The following is a 14,338-nucleotide window of genomic DNA, read 5'->3' on the forward strand; positions in this document are numbered from 1 at the left end:
CCTCAGGAGGCCGGCAGCGTCCGCCGCGGGAGCGCCGCACGCCGGGCGAAGTCGGCGGAGATGTCGCCGGCGGCCTGCAGCAACAGGGGGAGGTGGTGGGAGAGCAGGTGGTCGACCGACGTCTCCGCCGCGTGGCAGTTGACGTTGACGCCGGCGATCACCCGCCCCTCGCCGTCGCGCAGCGGCGCCGCCACCGAGCGGATGCCCGCGGCCAGCTGCTCGTCGGTGAGGGCCCACCCGCGGGCGCGCACCTCGCGCAGGGCGGCATCGCGCTCCTCGCGGTCCGGCCGCCAGCGCGGGGTGAGCCCGGAGCGCGTCGGCTCGGCCAGCACCCGCTCGAGCTCGTCGGGCGGCAGCGCCGCGAGCTGGACCTTGCCCAGCGAGGTCGCCAGGGCCGGGAAGCGGGTCCCGATCTGCACCGCCAGTGACACGATCTTCGGCACGGCGACGCGGGCGACGTAGACGATGTCGGAGCCGTCGAGCTGGGCGATCGAGCAGGACTCGCCCGTGCGCTCGACGAGACGCTCGAGGTGCGGGCGCGCGACGTCCCACAGGCCGAGGGCGTCGACGTAGGACACGCCGAGGTCGAGCACGCGCGGCGTGAGCGTGTACCCCCGCTCGCCGGCGCGGACGTAGCCGAGCTCGGCGAGCGTGAGCAGGATGCGCCGTGCGGTGGGGCGGGCCAGACCGGTCGCCGACGCCACCTCGGCGAGCGTCATCACCGGGCGTACCGCCGAGAACGCGGTGATGACGTCGAGCCCGCGCGCGAGCGCCTCGATGAAGTCGGGTCCCGCTCCGTCCCGCGGCACGGCGCACCACCCACTCCCTGTCCTGCGGGACCCCGGCCTCCGGGGACGACCGCACCGTAGCCGGTCGACCGCCTGGCGGACAGGCACAGCCCCCGCCGGTCGCGGAGCGATCCCGAGGCCCGGTCGTTGACACCGGGACGACCCTGCACGACAGTGATCGGCGTCATGTGACCGACAGCCGGACGCACGTCCGTCGATGTCGCCGGCGGATGTCCCAGCGAGGAGCCCACGTCATGACCCAGTCCACGGGCGCGACCGCGTCGTCGGCGCGCCGCCCCGTCGTCCTGCGCGGCGGCACCGTGCTCACCGTCGACGCCGCGCGGACGGTGCTCGTCGACCACGACGTCCTCGTCGTCGACGACCGCATCGCCGCGATCGGGCCCGATCTCGAGGTGCCGGACGGCACCGAGGAGATCGACGCGCGGGGCGGCGTCGTCATGCCCGGGATGATCGACACCCACCGCCACATGTGGCAGACCGCGATGCGCGGCTACGGCGCCGACTGGACGCTGACGCAGTACTTCGTCTGGAACTACCTGGAGTGGGGCAAGGTCTTCCGCCCCCAGGACATCCACGCGGGCGGCCTGCTCGCGGCGCTCGAGGCGATCGAGGCCGGGGTCACCACCTGCGTCGACTGGTCGCACAACCTGCAGACCCCCGACCACGCCCACGCCGCGGTCGACGCCCTCGCGGCGGTACCCGGCCGGTTCGTGCTCGCCTACGGCAACATCCAGGACGCGCCGGCGAACTGGACCGCGAGCTCCGGGTTCCGCGACGTCCTCGAGCGCCGCCGCGGCGACGTCGAGGCCTTCCAGCTCGCCTTCGACGTCACCGGCGACCCGTCCTTCCCCGAGAAGCCCGCGTTCGAGGTCGCCCGCGAGCTCGGCCTGCCGGTCACCACCCACGCCGGCGTGTGGGGCGCGACGAACGACGACGGCATCCGGCTCATGCACGAGCACGGGTTCATGGACCCGCAGACGGTCTACGTGCACGCCGCGACGCTGTCCGCGGACTCCTACCACCGCATCGCCGCCACCGGCGGCTCGGTGTCCGTGTCCACCGAGAGCGAGCAGAGCGCCGGCCAGGGCTACCCGCCCTCCTGGGTCCTGCGCCGCCACGACATCCCGATGTCGCTGTCGATGGACACCTCGGCCTGGTGGAGCGGTGACCTGTTCTCCGCCATGCGCTCCACGCTGAGCGCCGACCGCTGCCGCGAGCACCTCGAGGCCCAGTCGAAGGGCGAGACCGTCACGCACCACGCGCTGCGCGCCGAGCACGTCGTCGAGATGGCGACGCGCGGCGGCGCCCGCGCGCTGGGGCGCGAGGCCGACCTCGGCAGCGTCGAGGTGGGCAAGAAGGCCGACCTGGTGCTCATCCGCAACGAGCACTCGCCCGTGATGATGCCGCTGCTGCACCCCCACGGCCACGTCGTCTTCCAGGCGCAGCGCGGCGAGGTGGAGGCCGTGCTCGTCGACGGGCGGATCGTCAAGCGCGACCACCGCCTCGTCGGCGTCGACCTGGCCGCGGCGCGCCGCGCGGTCGAGCAGACCGTGGAGCACCTGCGGAGCACGCTCGGCGAGGAGGCCTGGAACCAGGGCATGAACCCCGACATCCCCGAGACCAAGATCCTCGACAATCCGTACACCTACACCGAGTACCGCTCGGCGGCGACCCACAAGGTGTGACCGACCGACGACGGCCCCCGCACCGAGCCCGGTGCGGGGGCCGTGTCGCGATACGCAGCTCAGCCGGCGTTGCGGCCCTCGCCGGCGTCGGCCGACTTCCCGGAGCCACCGGCTCCGACGATCGACCCGCCGACGGCCGCCACGAAGGCGACGCCGAGCCACAGGGCGGTCCACCCGGCGGCGGTCTGCACGGCCTGCACGGTGGCACCGGCACCCCCGGCCGCCACAGCGCCCACCGAACCCACGGTGCCGGCCAGCACCGTGCCGCCGACCGCTCCGAGGACGATCAGCACGACCGTGGTGAGCCCCCAGATCATCGCGCCCTGGAGGGCGGGGTCGGCCGACGCGGCGCGCTGCGACCCCGAGGCGGTGCCGCCGGCGAGGCCGCCGACGAACAGCGCGATGATCGCCAGCACGGCGCTGACGATGCTCGCGGCGGCGCCGGCTCCGGCGCCGTCGACGCCGAGCGAGAGCCAGCCGAACGCGGTGAACAACATCTCCAGCACGATGAACACCGGCACCGCGACGATCGTCCCGGTCCAGGCCGGGCCCCAGCGCGTCGGACGCCCGGCACCCTCGTCGCGAGCAGGCTCCTCGGACGTGTGGCGGGGCTGCTGGTACGACTGCTGGTACGACTCAGGGTAGGCGCCCGGTGCACGAGCAGTGGTCGGCGTGCCCTCGCCGTTCATCTCGCGGGTGCTCATGTCGTGAGCGGTCATCGCAGACCTCCTCCTGCCGACTCGGTCCGGCCGCGCGCGGCGGCCGGCGTCCCGGCCGATCGGAGATGCCGGGGCGGTGCCCGGCGGGTCGCCGACCGGCCCGCACGGCTGCACGCGTCAACCGACACGCTCGGTTGCCCGGGCCACCGTCGCCCGACCCGCGCCGTGACGACGGTCTCCGCGACGAGATCCCGTATCGGGTCACCGTCGCGCGCCGTCCGGGCCGTGCGCAGAGCGCCGCTCCCGTCGAGCGGAAGACCTGCCGGGGTCGCGGTGTCAGCCGCCGCCCGGCGTCGCGTCCGGGTCGTCCGAGCGCATCTTCTCCTCGGCCTCGCGGGCCTGGCCGTGCAGGTCCGGGTTGACCTCGCGACGGGCAGCCTCCTCGGGCTCGTCGGCGGTGGGGCGCGGGGCGTTCTCGCCGGGCTGGGTCATGTCGACCTCCTCGCGTGTCGTCGTGTCCATCCGTGGACCGGGCCCGCCGGGTCCCCGGTCGGCGCCGATCGACATGCCGGGGTCCCCGTGATCGGATCCGCGCACATCGACGGCGAGGGAGCGCGACGTGGGGCTGGACGGCTACGAGCAGTTGACCTTCACCCGCCGGGAGCACGGGGTCCTGCTGATCACGATCGACCGGCCGGAGAAGTACAACGCCGCCGACGAGCAGCTGCACGGGGAGCTCGCGCGCGTGTGGCGCGACGTCGCGGCCGACCCGCGAACCCGGGTGGCCGTGGTGACCGGGGCCGGGAAGGCGTTCTCCGCCGGCGGTGATCTGGCGATGGTCGAGCGCATGGCCGGCGACTACGACCGCGTCCAGCACATGCTGCGCGAGATGTCGGACCTGGTCTACAACATGATCGACTGTGAGAAGCCGATCGTCTCGGCCGTCAACGGGGTGGCCGTCGGCGCCGGTGTGGTGGTCGCGCTGCTCGCCGACGTCGCGATCGCCGCCGAGGACGCGAAGCTGGGCGACGGCCACGTCAAGCTCGGCGTCGCCGCGGGCGACCACGCGGCGATCATCTGGCCCCTGCTCGCCGGCATGGCCAAGGCGCGCTACTACCTGCTCACCGGGGAGATGGTCACCGGCGCCGAGGCCGAGCGTCTGGGCATGGTGGCCAAGGCGCTTCCGCGCGACGCGGTGCTGGACGAGGCCCTGCGCGTCGCCGACGTCCTGGCCACGGGCTCGCAGCCGGCGATCCGCCTGACCAAGCGCGCCCTGAACAACTGGCTGCGCGCCGCCGGGCCGACCTTCGACCAGTCCGCGGCCTACGAGATGTTGACCTTCATGGGTCCCGACGTGGTCGAGGGCCACACCGCGCTGCGGGAGAAACGGGCGCCGCGGTTCCCCTCGGCCACCGACTGAACGGACGGGGCGCGTCCGTTACACCCGGCAACGACGGCGCAGTCCGTCGGCAACCGAGCGGCAACAGCCCCTGCGCACGCTGATCACACCGGCCCGAGCGGGCCGGACGACCCCGCGTGACGCAGGAGTGACCCATGGCGCTGTCCACCGACACGGCTCCGGTGATCGTGGCTCCTCGGCTCCCCGCCCGACCCGCGGCGCCGGAGGACCTCGCCGGGCGCCACTGGCCGGTGGCGGTGATCGGCGCAGGGCAGGCCGGCCTGTCGATGAGCCGGTGCCTGCAGCGGCGCGGGATCGACCACGTGGTGCTCGAGCGCGCCGAGGTGGCCCATTCGTGGAAGACCTACCGCTGGGACACGTTCTGCCTGGTCACGCCCAACTGGCAGTGCCGGCTGCCCGACTTCCCCTACGGCCACGGAGGACACGGGGGCGACGACCCGCACGGGTTCATGGTGCGCGAGCAGATCGTCGACTACCTCGAGGCCTACCGCGCGTTCGTCGACCCGCCGGTCGTCGAAGGCGTCGAGGTCACCCGCCTCACCCGCGACGAGCGCGGCACCTATCACCTGTCGACGAGTGCCGGCGGACTCACCGCCGACCAGGTCGTCGTCGCCACCGGCGGCTACCACACGCCGATCGCGCCGCCGCTGTCCCAGCCGCTGCCCGCGGAGATCACCCAGGTCCAGTCGCAGGACTACAAGAACGCCGCGCAGCTGCCACCCGGCGAGGTCCTCGTCGTCGGCTCGGGTCAGTCCGGCGCGCAGATCGCCGAGGACCTGCACCTCGAGGGCCGGCAGGTCCACCTGGTCGTCGGCGACGCCCCCCGCGTCGCGCGGTTCTACCGCGGCCGGGACGTCACCGACTGGCTCGCGGAGATGGGCTACTACGACATGCCCGTCACCGAGCACCCGCGCCGCGAGGCCGTCCGCGCGCAGGCCAACCACTACGTGACCGGGCGCGACGGCGGCCGCGACATCGACCTGCGCGCCCACGCCCGCGACGGCATGCGCCTCTACGGCCTGCTCACCGACCACCGTGACGGCGTGCTGCACTTCGACACCGACCTGGCCCGGCGGCTCGACCACGCCGACGAGGTCTCGGAGTCGATCAAGGACACGATCGACCGGTACATCGCGCAGGAGGGGATCGACGCCCCGGTCGAGCAGCGCTACACCCCGGTGTGGCGGCCCGAGCGCGAGGTCACGCACCTGCGCCTCGCCGCCACCGGCATCACCTCCGTGGTGTGGTGCATCGGCTTCCGCCATGACTTCCGCTGGATCGACGTGCCGGTGTTCAGCGGCCGCGGCGCGCCGGCCCACACGCGCGGGGTCACCAGTTCCCCGGGCCTGTACTTCCTCGGGCTGCCGTGGCTGTGGACCTGGGGCTCCGGGCGCTTCTCCGGCGTCGGGCAGGACGCCGAGCACCTCGCCGAACGCATCGGTTCCCGCCGCGGGCTGACCGGCACCGGCCCCCGCGGCGACGTCTGCAACGTGCTCGCGCTGGGTTCCTGAGCACCGTGCACGAGTCAGCGGCGTGGCGTTCCGGACACCGGGTGTCCGCAACGCCACGCCGCTGGCACACGCGGGCCGGGGAGCCTAGGCCTGGGTGGGGTTCGACGGCCCCGGATGGCCCGGGGTGTTGGTCGGCGCCGGCGGGGTCTGCGGGGTCTGCGGCGTCTGGTCGCCGGTCGACGGGACCGCGCCGGCGTGGCGGGGCAGGCCGAGGGCCTGCCGCTTCTGGGAGGCCTCCCGCATCTTCCTGGCGGGCAGCGAGAGCCGCCAGATCGAGCGGGTGGCCTGCCAGAACTGCCGCGGGAACGAGCCCGTGGTGTAGGGCAGCTCGTACTTCTCGCACAGCGCCCGGACGCGGTCCTGGATCTCCGGGTACCGGTTGGACGGCAGGTCCGGGTACAGGTGGTGCTCGATCTGGTAGCCGAGGCTGCCGGACATGACGTGCATCAGCCGGTTGCCGGTGAAGTTCGCCGAGGCGAGCAGCTGGCGCAGGTACCACTCGCCCTGCGTCTCCTGCTCCAGTTCCTCCTCGGTGAACACCTCGGCGCCGTCCGGGAAGTGCCCGCAGAAGATGATCGCGTAGGACCAGATGTTGCGGATGAGGTTGGCCGTGAGGTTGGCCGTCGCCGTCGGGCGGAAGTTCTTGCCGGTCAGCGCCGGGAAGAGGATGTAGTCCTTGCCGATCTGGCGGGCCTGCTTGACCAGGATCCCCTTGAACTTCTTCTTGAACTCCTCCGGGTCCTCGATCTGCCACTTGACGAGGCCGTCGATGTCGAGGTCGTGGAGCGACACGCCGTACTCGAACGCCAGCATCAGCATCGCGTTCACGACGGGCTGGGTCAGGTAGTACGGGTGCCACGGCTGGTCGGACCGGACGCGGAGGATCTCGTACCCGACGTCCTTGTCCTTGCCGATCACGTTGGTGTACGTGTGGTGCAGGTAGTTGTGGGAGTGCTTCCACTGGTCGGCCGGGCAGACGTTGTCCCACTCCCACGTCGACGAGTGGACCTCCGGATCGTTCATCCAGTCCCACTGGCCGTGCATGACGTTGTGGCCGATCTCCATGTTCTCGAGGATCTTGGCCACGGCCAGCGTCAGGGCGCCGGCCCACCACAGCTCACGACGGTGGCTGCCGAACAGCATCGCCCGCGCGGCGACGTTCAGCCGGCGCTGGATCGTGATGAGGCGCCGGATGTAGGTGGCGTCCTCGTCGCCCAGCTTCTCCTCGATGTCGGCGCGGATCTGGTCGAACTCGCGTCCGAGGGCCTCCACGTCGGCCTCGCTGAGGTGGGCGAACTCCTTGACGTCCGCGATGGCCATGGATCGTTCCTCTCCTCCGACAGCGGGTCGGTCGGTTCCTCGTCGACGATCGGGGTCGACGATCGGATCGGTCGGGGTCGGGCGTGCCGGACGTGCCGGACGTGCGGTCAGACGTCCAGGACGACGTCGCCGGCAGCGGCGCCGATGCACGTCTGGATCTTGATGGCGTCCCAGTCGGCGCCGCCGCTGCCGTCGGCACGCTGCTCGGAGCCGTCGCGCAGGTCGCGCACGACGCCCTCGCGCAGCGGGACGACGCAGGTGTGGCAGATGCCCATGCGGCAGCCGAACGGCAGCTGCAGCCCGGCCTGCTCGCCGGCCTCGAGCAGCGTCGTCGCGCCGTCGATCTCGACCTCCACGCCCGACTGGGCGAAGCGCACGGTGCCGCCCTCGGCCTCGCCGCCGGACATGTCGACCGAGAAGCGTTCGACGTGCAGCTGCTCGGACAGCCCGGCGTCCTCCCAGACCCGCTCGGCCTCGTCGAGCAGGGAGTTGGGGCCGCAGACCCAGGCCTGGCGCTCGCGCCAGTCGGGGCAGAGCTCGGAGAGGTTGTCCAGGTCGAGGTGGCCCTCGGCGCGCGTGAACTGCTTGTGCACCCGCATGCTCTCGTGGCGTTTCGCGAGCTGGTCCAGCTCGTCGCCGAAGATCAGGCTGTCCTCGTCCGGCGCGGAGTGCGCGACCAGGACGTCGGGCATGGTGCCGCGCCGGTCCAGCGTGCGCAGCATCGCGATGATCGGGGTGATGCCGCTGCCGCCGGTGAGGAAGAGCATCTTCTCCGGCGGCGGGTCGGGCAGCACGAACTCGCCGCGCGGCGGGGCCAGCCGGACGATCGTGCCCGGCGCGAGGCCCTCCACGAGGTGCTTGGACAGGAAGCCCTCGGGCATCGCCTTGACCGTCACCGACAGGTGACCCTGGTCGCGCCTCGGCGGCGAGGTCAGCGAATAGGACCGCCAGTGGAACCGGCCGTCGACCTGCACCGCGATGCCCACGTACTGGCCGGCCTGGTGGTCGAACGACCAGCCCCAGCCGGGCTTGATGACCAGGGTGACGGCGTCCTCGGTCTCGGGGACGACCTTGACGACCTTGCCGCGCAGCTCGCGCGCCGACCACAGCGGGTTGACCAGCGACAGGTAGTCGTCCGGCAACAGCGGGGTGGTGAAACGGGAGGCGATCTTGCGGATGCGGCGGACCCCGCGGGGAAGCCGTCCAGGAGTGGTGCCCTCGGCATCGCTCATGGTGCTCACCTCCAGAACACTACACGGAACCAGCGGTACCGGAAACCGAGAGTAACAGCAAGAGTGCGGTCGGTTCCCGAATGACCAGTCTTCACCGCGATGAAACATCGACAGGTGTCATATGTCGTCCGGCGATGACACGAGGCGCGCAGACTAGCCTGGGAGCTCGTGGACACGGGGCACGCGATGACGATCGACGTGCTCGCGCGCCGTGCGGGCATGACGGTGCGCAACGTGCGGGCGCACGCCGCCCGCGGGCTGCTGCCTCCGCCGCACCTCCAGGGGCGGACGGGGTACTACGGTCCCGAGCACCTCTCCCGCCTGGACCTCATCACCCAGCTCCAGGAACAGGGGTTCGCGCTGGCCGCGATCGAGCGGCTCGTCGCCGCCACCCCGCGCCAGTCCGCGGAGGAGGCGCTCACGCAGTACCTCCACATGCTCGCGCCGTGGGCGCCCGAGCCCTCGCTGGACATGGCCGCCGACGAGCTCCCGGGGTGGCTCGGGGTGCCGATGGACGACCAGACCTGGCGGACGCTGCTCGACGCCGGCACGGTGCAGCGCCTCGAGGACGGGCGCGTGCGCGTCCCGAACCCCGGCCTCGTGCGTGCCGGCGCGGAGGCCGTCCGCCTGGGCATGCCCGCGGAGACCCTGGTGGCCGTCTACCGCGACCTGGCCACCCACGTCACGGCCGTGACCACGAGCTTCGTCGACCTCTTCCGCCGCACGGTGTGGGCGGACTTCGTCCGTGACGGCCTGCCGCACGACCGTCAGCAGCAGGTGCGCGACGTCGTCGGCGCCCTGCAGCCGGTGGCCGCGCAGGCCCTGCTGGCGACGTTCCGGGAGGCGATGCCTGCCGCGATCTCGGTGTTCCTCGACGAGGTGTCCGACACCTTCGAACAGGGAGCTCCTCCCGCGGGCGAGGAGGGTCCGGCAGACTCCGAGCGGTGAGCGAGACCCTCGCCGCGTCGGACGACGCCGCCGACGATCTCGCCGTCGATCTCGACCTCGCCCGCGGCGGCGACGACGCCGCGTTCGGACGGCTCGTCGCGCCGCTGCGCCGCGAGCTGCACGCGCACTGCTACCGCATGCTCGGCTCGGCGCACGACGCCGACGACGCGCTGCAGGACGCGCTGCTGCGGGCGTGGCGGGGGCTCGGGCGCTTCGAGGGCCGCAGCTCGCTGCGCACCTGGCTCTACACCGTGGCCACCCGAACGTGCCTGGACCTCGTCGACGCCCGCGGCCGTCGCGCGCTGCCCGTGGACCTCGGCCCCGCCAGCGACCACGTCGTCACCGGGGACGTCCCGCTCACCGAGGTCGCGTGGCTCGGCCCGTACCCCGACGAGCCCGGCGCCCGCGCCGAGCAGCGCGAGTCGGTCGAGCTGGCCTTCGTCGCCGCGCTGCAGCACCTGCCCGGCAACCAGCGCGCGGCGCTCGTGCTGTTCGAGGTGCTCGGTTTCTCGGCCGCCGAGATCGCCACCACCATGGACACCTCGACGGCCTCGGTGAACTCGGCGCTGCAGCGCGCCCGCAAGCTGGTCGCCGAGAGGGTGCCGTCGGTCAGCCAGCAGCGCACCCTGCGCGAGCTCGACGACGCTCGCCTGCGTGAGATCGTCGCCGGCTACTCCGCGGCGCTCGAGCGTGGCGACGCGGACGCCCTCGTCGCGCTGCTCACCGAGGACGTCACGTGGTCGATGCCGCCGATGGGCCACTGGTACGCCGGGCTCGCCCCGGTCACCGCGTTCGCCCGCGCCGTGCCGCTCGGCGGCTCGTGCGGCTCGTGGCGCCACGTCGAGGTCACCGCCAACGGCCAGCCCGCCCTCGCCGGCTACCGGCGCCCGCCGGAGGCCGCCGCCGACGCGCCGCACGTGCCGTGGTCGATCGACGTGCTGACCCTGCGCGGCGACCGGATCGCCGCGGTCACCTCGTTCATCGGCGCCGAGCACCACGCGCGGTTCGGCCTGCCCGCGTCCCTGCCGTGACCCCTGCCGACGGGACCGCCCCGGGCACGAGGTCGCCGCGGGCAACGCGGGCAACGCGGCCCAGCGCGACGCGTGGGACGGCGACACCGGCGCGTTCTGGGCCGCGCACGCGGAGCGCTCCGGTGCTGCGGTGGCCGTCCACCGTTCGGCGTTCCTCGCCGCGGCCGCGGTCACCGCGGCGAGTCCGTGCTCGACGTCGCTGCGGCGCGGGGTGCACGACGCTGGACCTGCCCCGGGCGGCGGCGCCGGGCGTCGTCACCGGAATCCCGGCGACCTGGATCGTGCGCGCCCGGCGTCCATGAGTCACTCGCCGTGACCGGTCGCTCCCGGAGCGCCGACCAGGAGCCGAACTATTGGGAGCCGCGCGCCCGGACGGGTCCTCGCGGTGGCGACGGACGACGCCTGTCCCGCAGGTCGGAGGTGGTGTGACGCTGGGTGCACCCATCGCCGCCTACACCGCCGTTCGAGGGAGACCCCATGACCTCGACCATGGACCCGACCTTCTACCGCTCGCCCGCCGACGCGGCGGCCGCGCCGAAGGAGGAGCTCGCGTACGTCGTGGCCTTCGACCGATCGGGCCAGCTGCCCGACGCCATGACCGTGGTCGACGTGGACCCGCGGTCCGAGCAGTACGGGCGGGTCGTCGGGTGGACCGACCTGACCCCGGGCGCCGAGCTGCACCACTTCGGCTGGAACGCCTGCAGCAGCGCGCTGATGCACGAGGGCCACGACACCGAGGGCCTGGCCCGGCGGTACCTGCTCGTCCCCGGCCTGCGGTCGTCCGACATCCACGTGCTCGACACCCAGCCCGACCCCCGCTCGCCCCGGCTGGTCAAGACGATCAGCAGCACGGAGCTGTCGGAGAAGGCCGGCTACTCGCGTCCCCACACGCTGCACTGCGGCCCGGACGGGGTGTTCCTGACCTGCCTCGGCGGGCCGCTGGACGACCCGGACGCCCCCGGCGGCATCGCGCTGCTCGACCACACGACCTTCGACGTGCTGCGTGCATGGGAGGCCGACCGCGGCCCGCAGCACTTCGCCTACGACGCCTGGTGGCACCTCACCCAGAACGTGCTGATCTCGAGCGAGTGGGGCAGCCCGTCGATGATCGAGGACGGCCTCGTCCCGGAGCTCCTGCTCGGCAACCGCTACGGTCACACCCTGCACTTCTGGGACCTGGCGAAGGGCGTGCACCAGCAGAGCATCGACCTCGGCGCCGAGCACCAGATGGTCCTCGAGGTCCGCCCGTCCCACGATCCGGAGGCGACCTGGGGGTTCGTCGGCGTCGTCATCTCCACCGCGGACCTCTCGGCGTCGGTGTGGCGGTGGCACCGGTCGGGGCCGGAGGCGCCCTTCGAGCTCGAGAAGGTCATCACGATCCCCGCCGAGCCCGCCGACCCGGACCTGCTCCCGCCGGCCCTCGCCCCGTTCGGGGCGGTGCCGCCGCTGGTGTCGGACATCGACCTCTCGGTCGACGACCGCTTCCTCTACGTCTCGTGCTGGGGCACCGGCGAGCTCAAGCAGTACGACGTGTCCGACCCGGCGCACCCGCGGGAGGTCGGGTCGGTGCGTCTCGGGGGCATCGTCGGTCGGCGGCCACACCCGGCGGCTCCGGAACTGCCGCTGGCGGGCGGGCCGCAGATGGTGGAGGTCAGCCGGGACGGGCGCCGTGTGTACGTGACCAACTCGCTCTACGGCGCGTGGGACGACCAGTTCTACCCCGACGGCGTCGGCGCCTGGATGGCCAAGCTCGACGTGGACGCGGAGGGCGGGCTGACCCCCGACCCGCGCTTCTTCCCGCACGGCGACGAGTTCCGCGGCCGGCGGGTGCACCAGGTGCGGCTGCAGGGCGGCGACGCGTCCTCGGACTCCTACTGCTACCGGTCCTGATGCGCGCTCACCGCACGGTCGTCTCCGTGCGGGCGAGCTTGGAGGACAGCGGGGTGTCGGGGAACGAGCGCACGGTGCGCTTGAGCTCGGCGAAGCCGCCCCACTGCGCGAGCGTCTCCACCGCGTCCCACAGGCGCAACGCGTCGTCGCCCGTCGGCGGCGCGTCGATCACGGGCCCGAAGAACGCGGGCCCGTCCGGGGGCGCGAGCGACAGGATCGGCGTCCCCACCCCGCCGCCGCAGCGCTCGGTCGCCTCCTGGGTCTCGCCGCGCAGGTCGTCGTCACGGGAGGTGTCCTCGGCGGCGTCGGCGAGGTCGGTGGGCAGCCGGACGCGCTCGAGGGCGGGCCGCAGGTCGCGGGGGCGCGCCATCTCGTGCATCACGGCCCGGAAGTCGTCGCCCTCGGGCGGGTCGGCGTCCCAGACGAGCTCGCCGAGCGCGGTGTAGAGGTCGCCGACCACCTCCGGACCGTGCGCCTCGCGCGCGGCGTGCACCACGCGAAGCATCTCCAGCCCGCGCACGTGGCTGTCGGGGTACTCCGGCGACGCCTTCTTCCGCTCCTCGTAGCTGATGTCCTCGTTGAGGATCGCCAGCGACAGCGGCCGCCAGGTCACCTGCAGCGGGCGCTTCTCGGCCACCTCGACCACCCATCGCGACGTCACCCAGCAGAACGGGCAGATGGGGTCGAAGAAGAACTCGAGGTGATCGCTCATGTTCCTCGGGTACCCAGGCTTGCTGGAGCGACCGTGATCAGGTGGGGATGCGGGGTCGTCCGCCGGGTCTTCGTTGTCGTTCGGGGTCGATCCAGGGTGGGGGCGTGAACCAGGGCAGCCCGTCGAGGATCTCGGCGGTCCAGTGCCCGTGGTGGATCAGCTGGTGGTGGAAGGCGCAGAGCAGCACGCAGTTGTCCAGCGCGGTGGGGCCGCCGTCGATCCAGTGGTCGATGTGGTGGGCGTGGCAGCGCCGCGGGCGGCGGGTGCAGCCGGGGAAGGCGCAGCCGCCGTCGCGCAGGTGCAGCGCGCGGCGTAGCCCGTCGGGCACGGTGCGCGCCATGCGCCCGACGTCGAGGGGTTCGGAGCGGGTGCCGAGGATCATGGGGATGAGCTCGGCGTCGCAGGCCGCGCGGCGCACGCTGCGGGGGTCGACCAGGGCCCCGGATTCCAGGGTGCCGTGCCCGATCGCGAGCTGGAGCCACCGGTGATCCATCGTGATCGTCACCTGCGCGCGCCCCGGGGCCCGCACCGGACCCGGACCGGCCACCGGTGCCGGCGGCTCGGGGCGGCGCGGCGCGGGGATCAGCGCGTCCTCAGCCGGGTCCCTCGCGGCGGCCCCAGCGTCGCCCTCACCGGCGCCCGTCGGGCCACCCTCGGGGTCCGCGGTGTCGCCCCCCGGATCGCTCGTCGGACCGCCCGCCGGGTCGGGGTCGGCGTCGGGGCCGGCCGCGGTATCGGCGCCGGCCGCGGTATCGGTGTCGCTTGTGGTGTCGGTGTCGACGGGATCGGTGTCGGCGGGATCGGTGTCGGCGGGATCGGTGTCGTCGTCGGTGAAGGCGCCGCCGGGGCGGCGGGCGTCGGCGAAGGCCTCCACCAAGGCCGCGGCCCGGCGGTGGGCCAGGGTGCGGTCGTCGTCCGGCCCGGCCGGGGTCGACCCGGCGTCGAACCCCTCCCGGAGGATCTCCGCGCCGAGGGCGTCGGCGATCACCGCGGTCATCCACAGCGTCCCGTCACGGCGGGACACCCACCGCACCTCGTCGTGGCGGGCCTCCCGCTCATCGGGGGCCACCCCATCCGGATCCAGATCCGCCAGCAACCGGGCGGCGACCTTCTCCAACCCC

13 protein-coding genes are annotated in these 14,338 nt (G+C 73.2%); 6 read left to right on the forward strand and 7 right to left on the reverse strand.

What is annotated here, in order from left to right; genetic code table 11:
• Window positions 1-2 precede the first annotated feature (2 nt).
• Window positions 3-809 carry an IclR family transcriptional regulator domain-containing protein gene (locus C8D89_RS26240; protein WP_116711089.1) on the reverse strand — a complete coding sequence of 269 codons (807 nt, stop codon included), beginning with the start codon at window positions 807-809 and terminating at the stop codon, window positions 3-5.
• A gap of 233 nt (window positions 810-1,042) precedes the next feature.
• On the opposite strand from C8D89_RS26240, the gene C8D89_RS26245 reads away from it, so the two are divergent.
• The gene (locus C8D89_RS26245) at window positions 1,043-2,494 is read left to right on the forward strand and encodes an amidohydrolase family protein (RefSeq protein WP_116711090.1); all 1,452 of its coding nucleotides are present in this window, start codon (window positions 1,043-1,045) and stop codon (window positions 2,492-2,494) included.
• Between the two features lie 59 nt (window positions 2,495-2,553).
• Here the strand turns inward: C8D89_RS26245 and C8D89_RS26250 are convergent, their stop codons facing one another.
• The gene (locus tag C8D89_RS26250) at window positions 2,554-3,213 is read right to left on the reverse strand and encodes a hypothetical protein (RefSeq protein WP_116711091.1); all 660 of its coding nucleotides are present in this window, start codon (window positions 3,211-3,213) and stop codon (window positions 2,554-2,556) included.
• Between the two features lie 276 nt (window positions 3,214-3,489).
• Window positions 3,490-3,675, reverse strand: a complete 186-nt coding sequence (locus C8D89_RS26255; protein ID WP_133252073.1) for a hypothetical protein — start codon at window positions 3,673-3,675, stop codon at window positions 3,490-3,492.
• Window positions 3,676-3,772: 97 nt separating this feature from the next.
• Between C8D89_RS26255 and C8D89_RS26260 the strand changes: the two genes are divergently transcribed.
• Window positions 3,773-4,573 (forward strand): enoyl-CoA hydratase/isomerase family protein, encoded by an 801-nt coding sequence (locus C8D89_RS26260; protein ID WP_116711093.1) that lies wholly within the window; start codon window positions 3,773-3,775, stop codon window positions 4,571-4,573.
• Window positions 4,574-4,707: 134 nt separating this feature from the next.
• Window positions 4,708-6,084 (forward strand): MSMEG_0569 family flavin-dependent oxidoreductase, encoded by a 1,377-nt coding sequence (locus tag C8D89_RS26265; RefSeq protein ID WP_116711094.1) that lies wholly within the window; start codon window positions 4,708-4,710, stop codon window positions 6,082-6,084.
• 84 nt (window positions 6,085-6,168) lie between these two features.
• Here the strand turns inward: C8D89_RS26265 and C8D89_RS26270 are convergent, their stop codons facing one another.
• Entirely contained in the window at window positions 6,169-7,404 is a 1,236-nt protein-coding gene (locus C8D89_RS26270) for a fatty acid desaturase family protein (RefSeq protein WP_116711095.1), read from the reverse strand.
• A 107-nt stretch (window positions 7,405-7,511) separates the two neighbouring features.
• Window positions 7,512-8,636 (reverse strand): ferredoxin reductase, encoded by a 1,125-nt coding sequence (locus C8D89_RS26275; RefSeq protein ID WP_116711096.1) that lies wholly within the window; start codon window positions 8,634-8,636, stop codon window positions 7,512-7,514.
• Between the two features lie 168 nt (window positions 8,637-8,804).
• Here C8D89_RS26275 and C8D89_RS26280 point away from each other — a divergent pair, with 168 nt between their 5' ends.
• The 3 genes from C8D89_RS26280 (at window position 8,805) to C8D89_RS26290 (ending at window position 12,505) form a co-directional block, all read left to right on the forward strand.
• Window positions 8,805-9,584 carry a MerR family transcriptional regulator gene (locus C8D89_RS26280; protein ID WP_116711097.1) on the forward strand — a complete coding sequence of 260 codons (780 nt, stop codon included), beginning with the start codon at window positions 8,805-8,807 and terminating at the stop codon, window positions 9,582-9,584.
• A complete protein-coding gene (locus C8D89_RS26285) occupies window positions 9,581-10,615 on the forward strand; it encodes a sigma-70 family RNA polymerase sigma factor (RefSeq protein WP_116711098.1) in 1,035 nt (344 codons plus the stop codon). The genes C8D89_RS26280 and C8D89_RS26285 overlap by 4 nt, the downstream gene beginning before the upstream one ends.
• 477 nt (window positions 10,616-11,092) lie before the next feature.
• Window positions 11,093-12,505, forward strand: a complete 1,413-nt coding sequence (locus C8D89_RS26290; protein ID WP_116711099.1) for a selenium-binding protein SBP56-related protein — start codon at window positions 11,093-11,095, stop codon at window positions 12,503-12,505.
• Between the two features lie 7 nt (window positions 12,506-12,512).
• Here C8D89_RS26290 and C8D89_RS26295 read toward each other — a convergent pair whose 3' ends face one another.
• On the reverse strand, window positions 12,513-13,217 hold the full coding sequence (locus C8D89_RS26295) for a mycothiol-dependent nitroreductase Rv2466c family protein (RefSeq protein WP_116711100.1): 705 nt from the start codon (window positions 13,215-13,217) through the stop codon (window positions 12,513-12,515).
• 37 nt (window positions 13,218-13,254) lie between these two features.
• On the reverse strand, window positions 13,255-14,338 hold a 1,084-nt coding region (locus C8D89_RS29945; RefSeq protein ID WP_207787444.1), incomplete at its 5' end, for an HNH endonuclease signature motif containing protein.

It is taken from the genome of Actinomycetospora cinnamomea, from assembly GCF_003096675.1.
Lineage (GTDB): Bacteria > Actinomycetota > Actinomycetes > Mycobacteriales > Pseudonocardiaceae > Actinomycetospora > Actinomycetospora cinnamomea.

Bases quoted from the DNA above. Each gene is read 5' to 3' on its own strand.
- C8D89_RS26245 (WP_116711090.1), top strand. From the start codon at position 1,043: ATGACCCAGTCCACGGGCGCGACCGCGTCGTCGGCGCGCCGCCCCGTC.
- C8D89_RS26250 (WP_116711091.1), bottom strand. From the start codon at position 3,213: ATGACCGCTCACGACATGAGCACCCGCGAGATGAACGGCGAGGGCACG.
- C8D89_RS26255 (WP_133252073.1), bottom strand. From the start codon at position 3,675: ATGGACACGACGACACGCGAGGAGGTCGACATGACCCAGCCCGGCGAG.
- C8D89_RS26265 (WP_116711094.1), top strand. From the start codon at position 4,708: ATGGCGCTGTCCACCGACACGGCTCCGGTGATCGTGGCTCCTCGGCTC.
- C8D89_RS26270 (WP_116711095.1), bottom strand. From the start codon at position 7,404: ATGGCCATCGCGGACGTCAAGGAGTTCGCCCACCTCAGCGAGGCCGAC.
- C8D89_RS26275 (WP_116711096.1), bottom strand. From the start codon at position 8,636: ATGAGCGATGCCGAGGGCACCACTCCTGGACGGCTTCCCCGCGGGGTC.
- C8D89_RS26290 (WP_116711099.1), top strand. From the start codon at position 11,093: ATGACCTCGACCATGGACCCGACCTTCTACCGCTCGCCCGCCGACGCG.
- C8D89_RS26295 (WP_116711100.1), bottom strand. From the start codon at position 13,217: ATGAGCGATCACCTCGAGTTCTTCTTCGACCCCATCTGCCCGTTCTGC.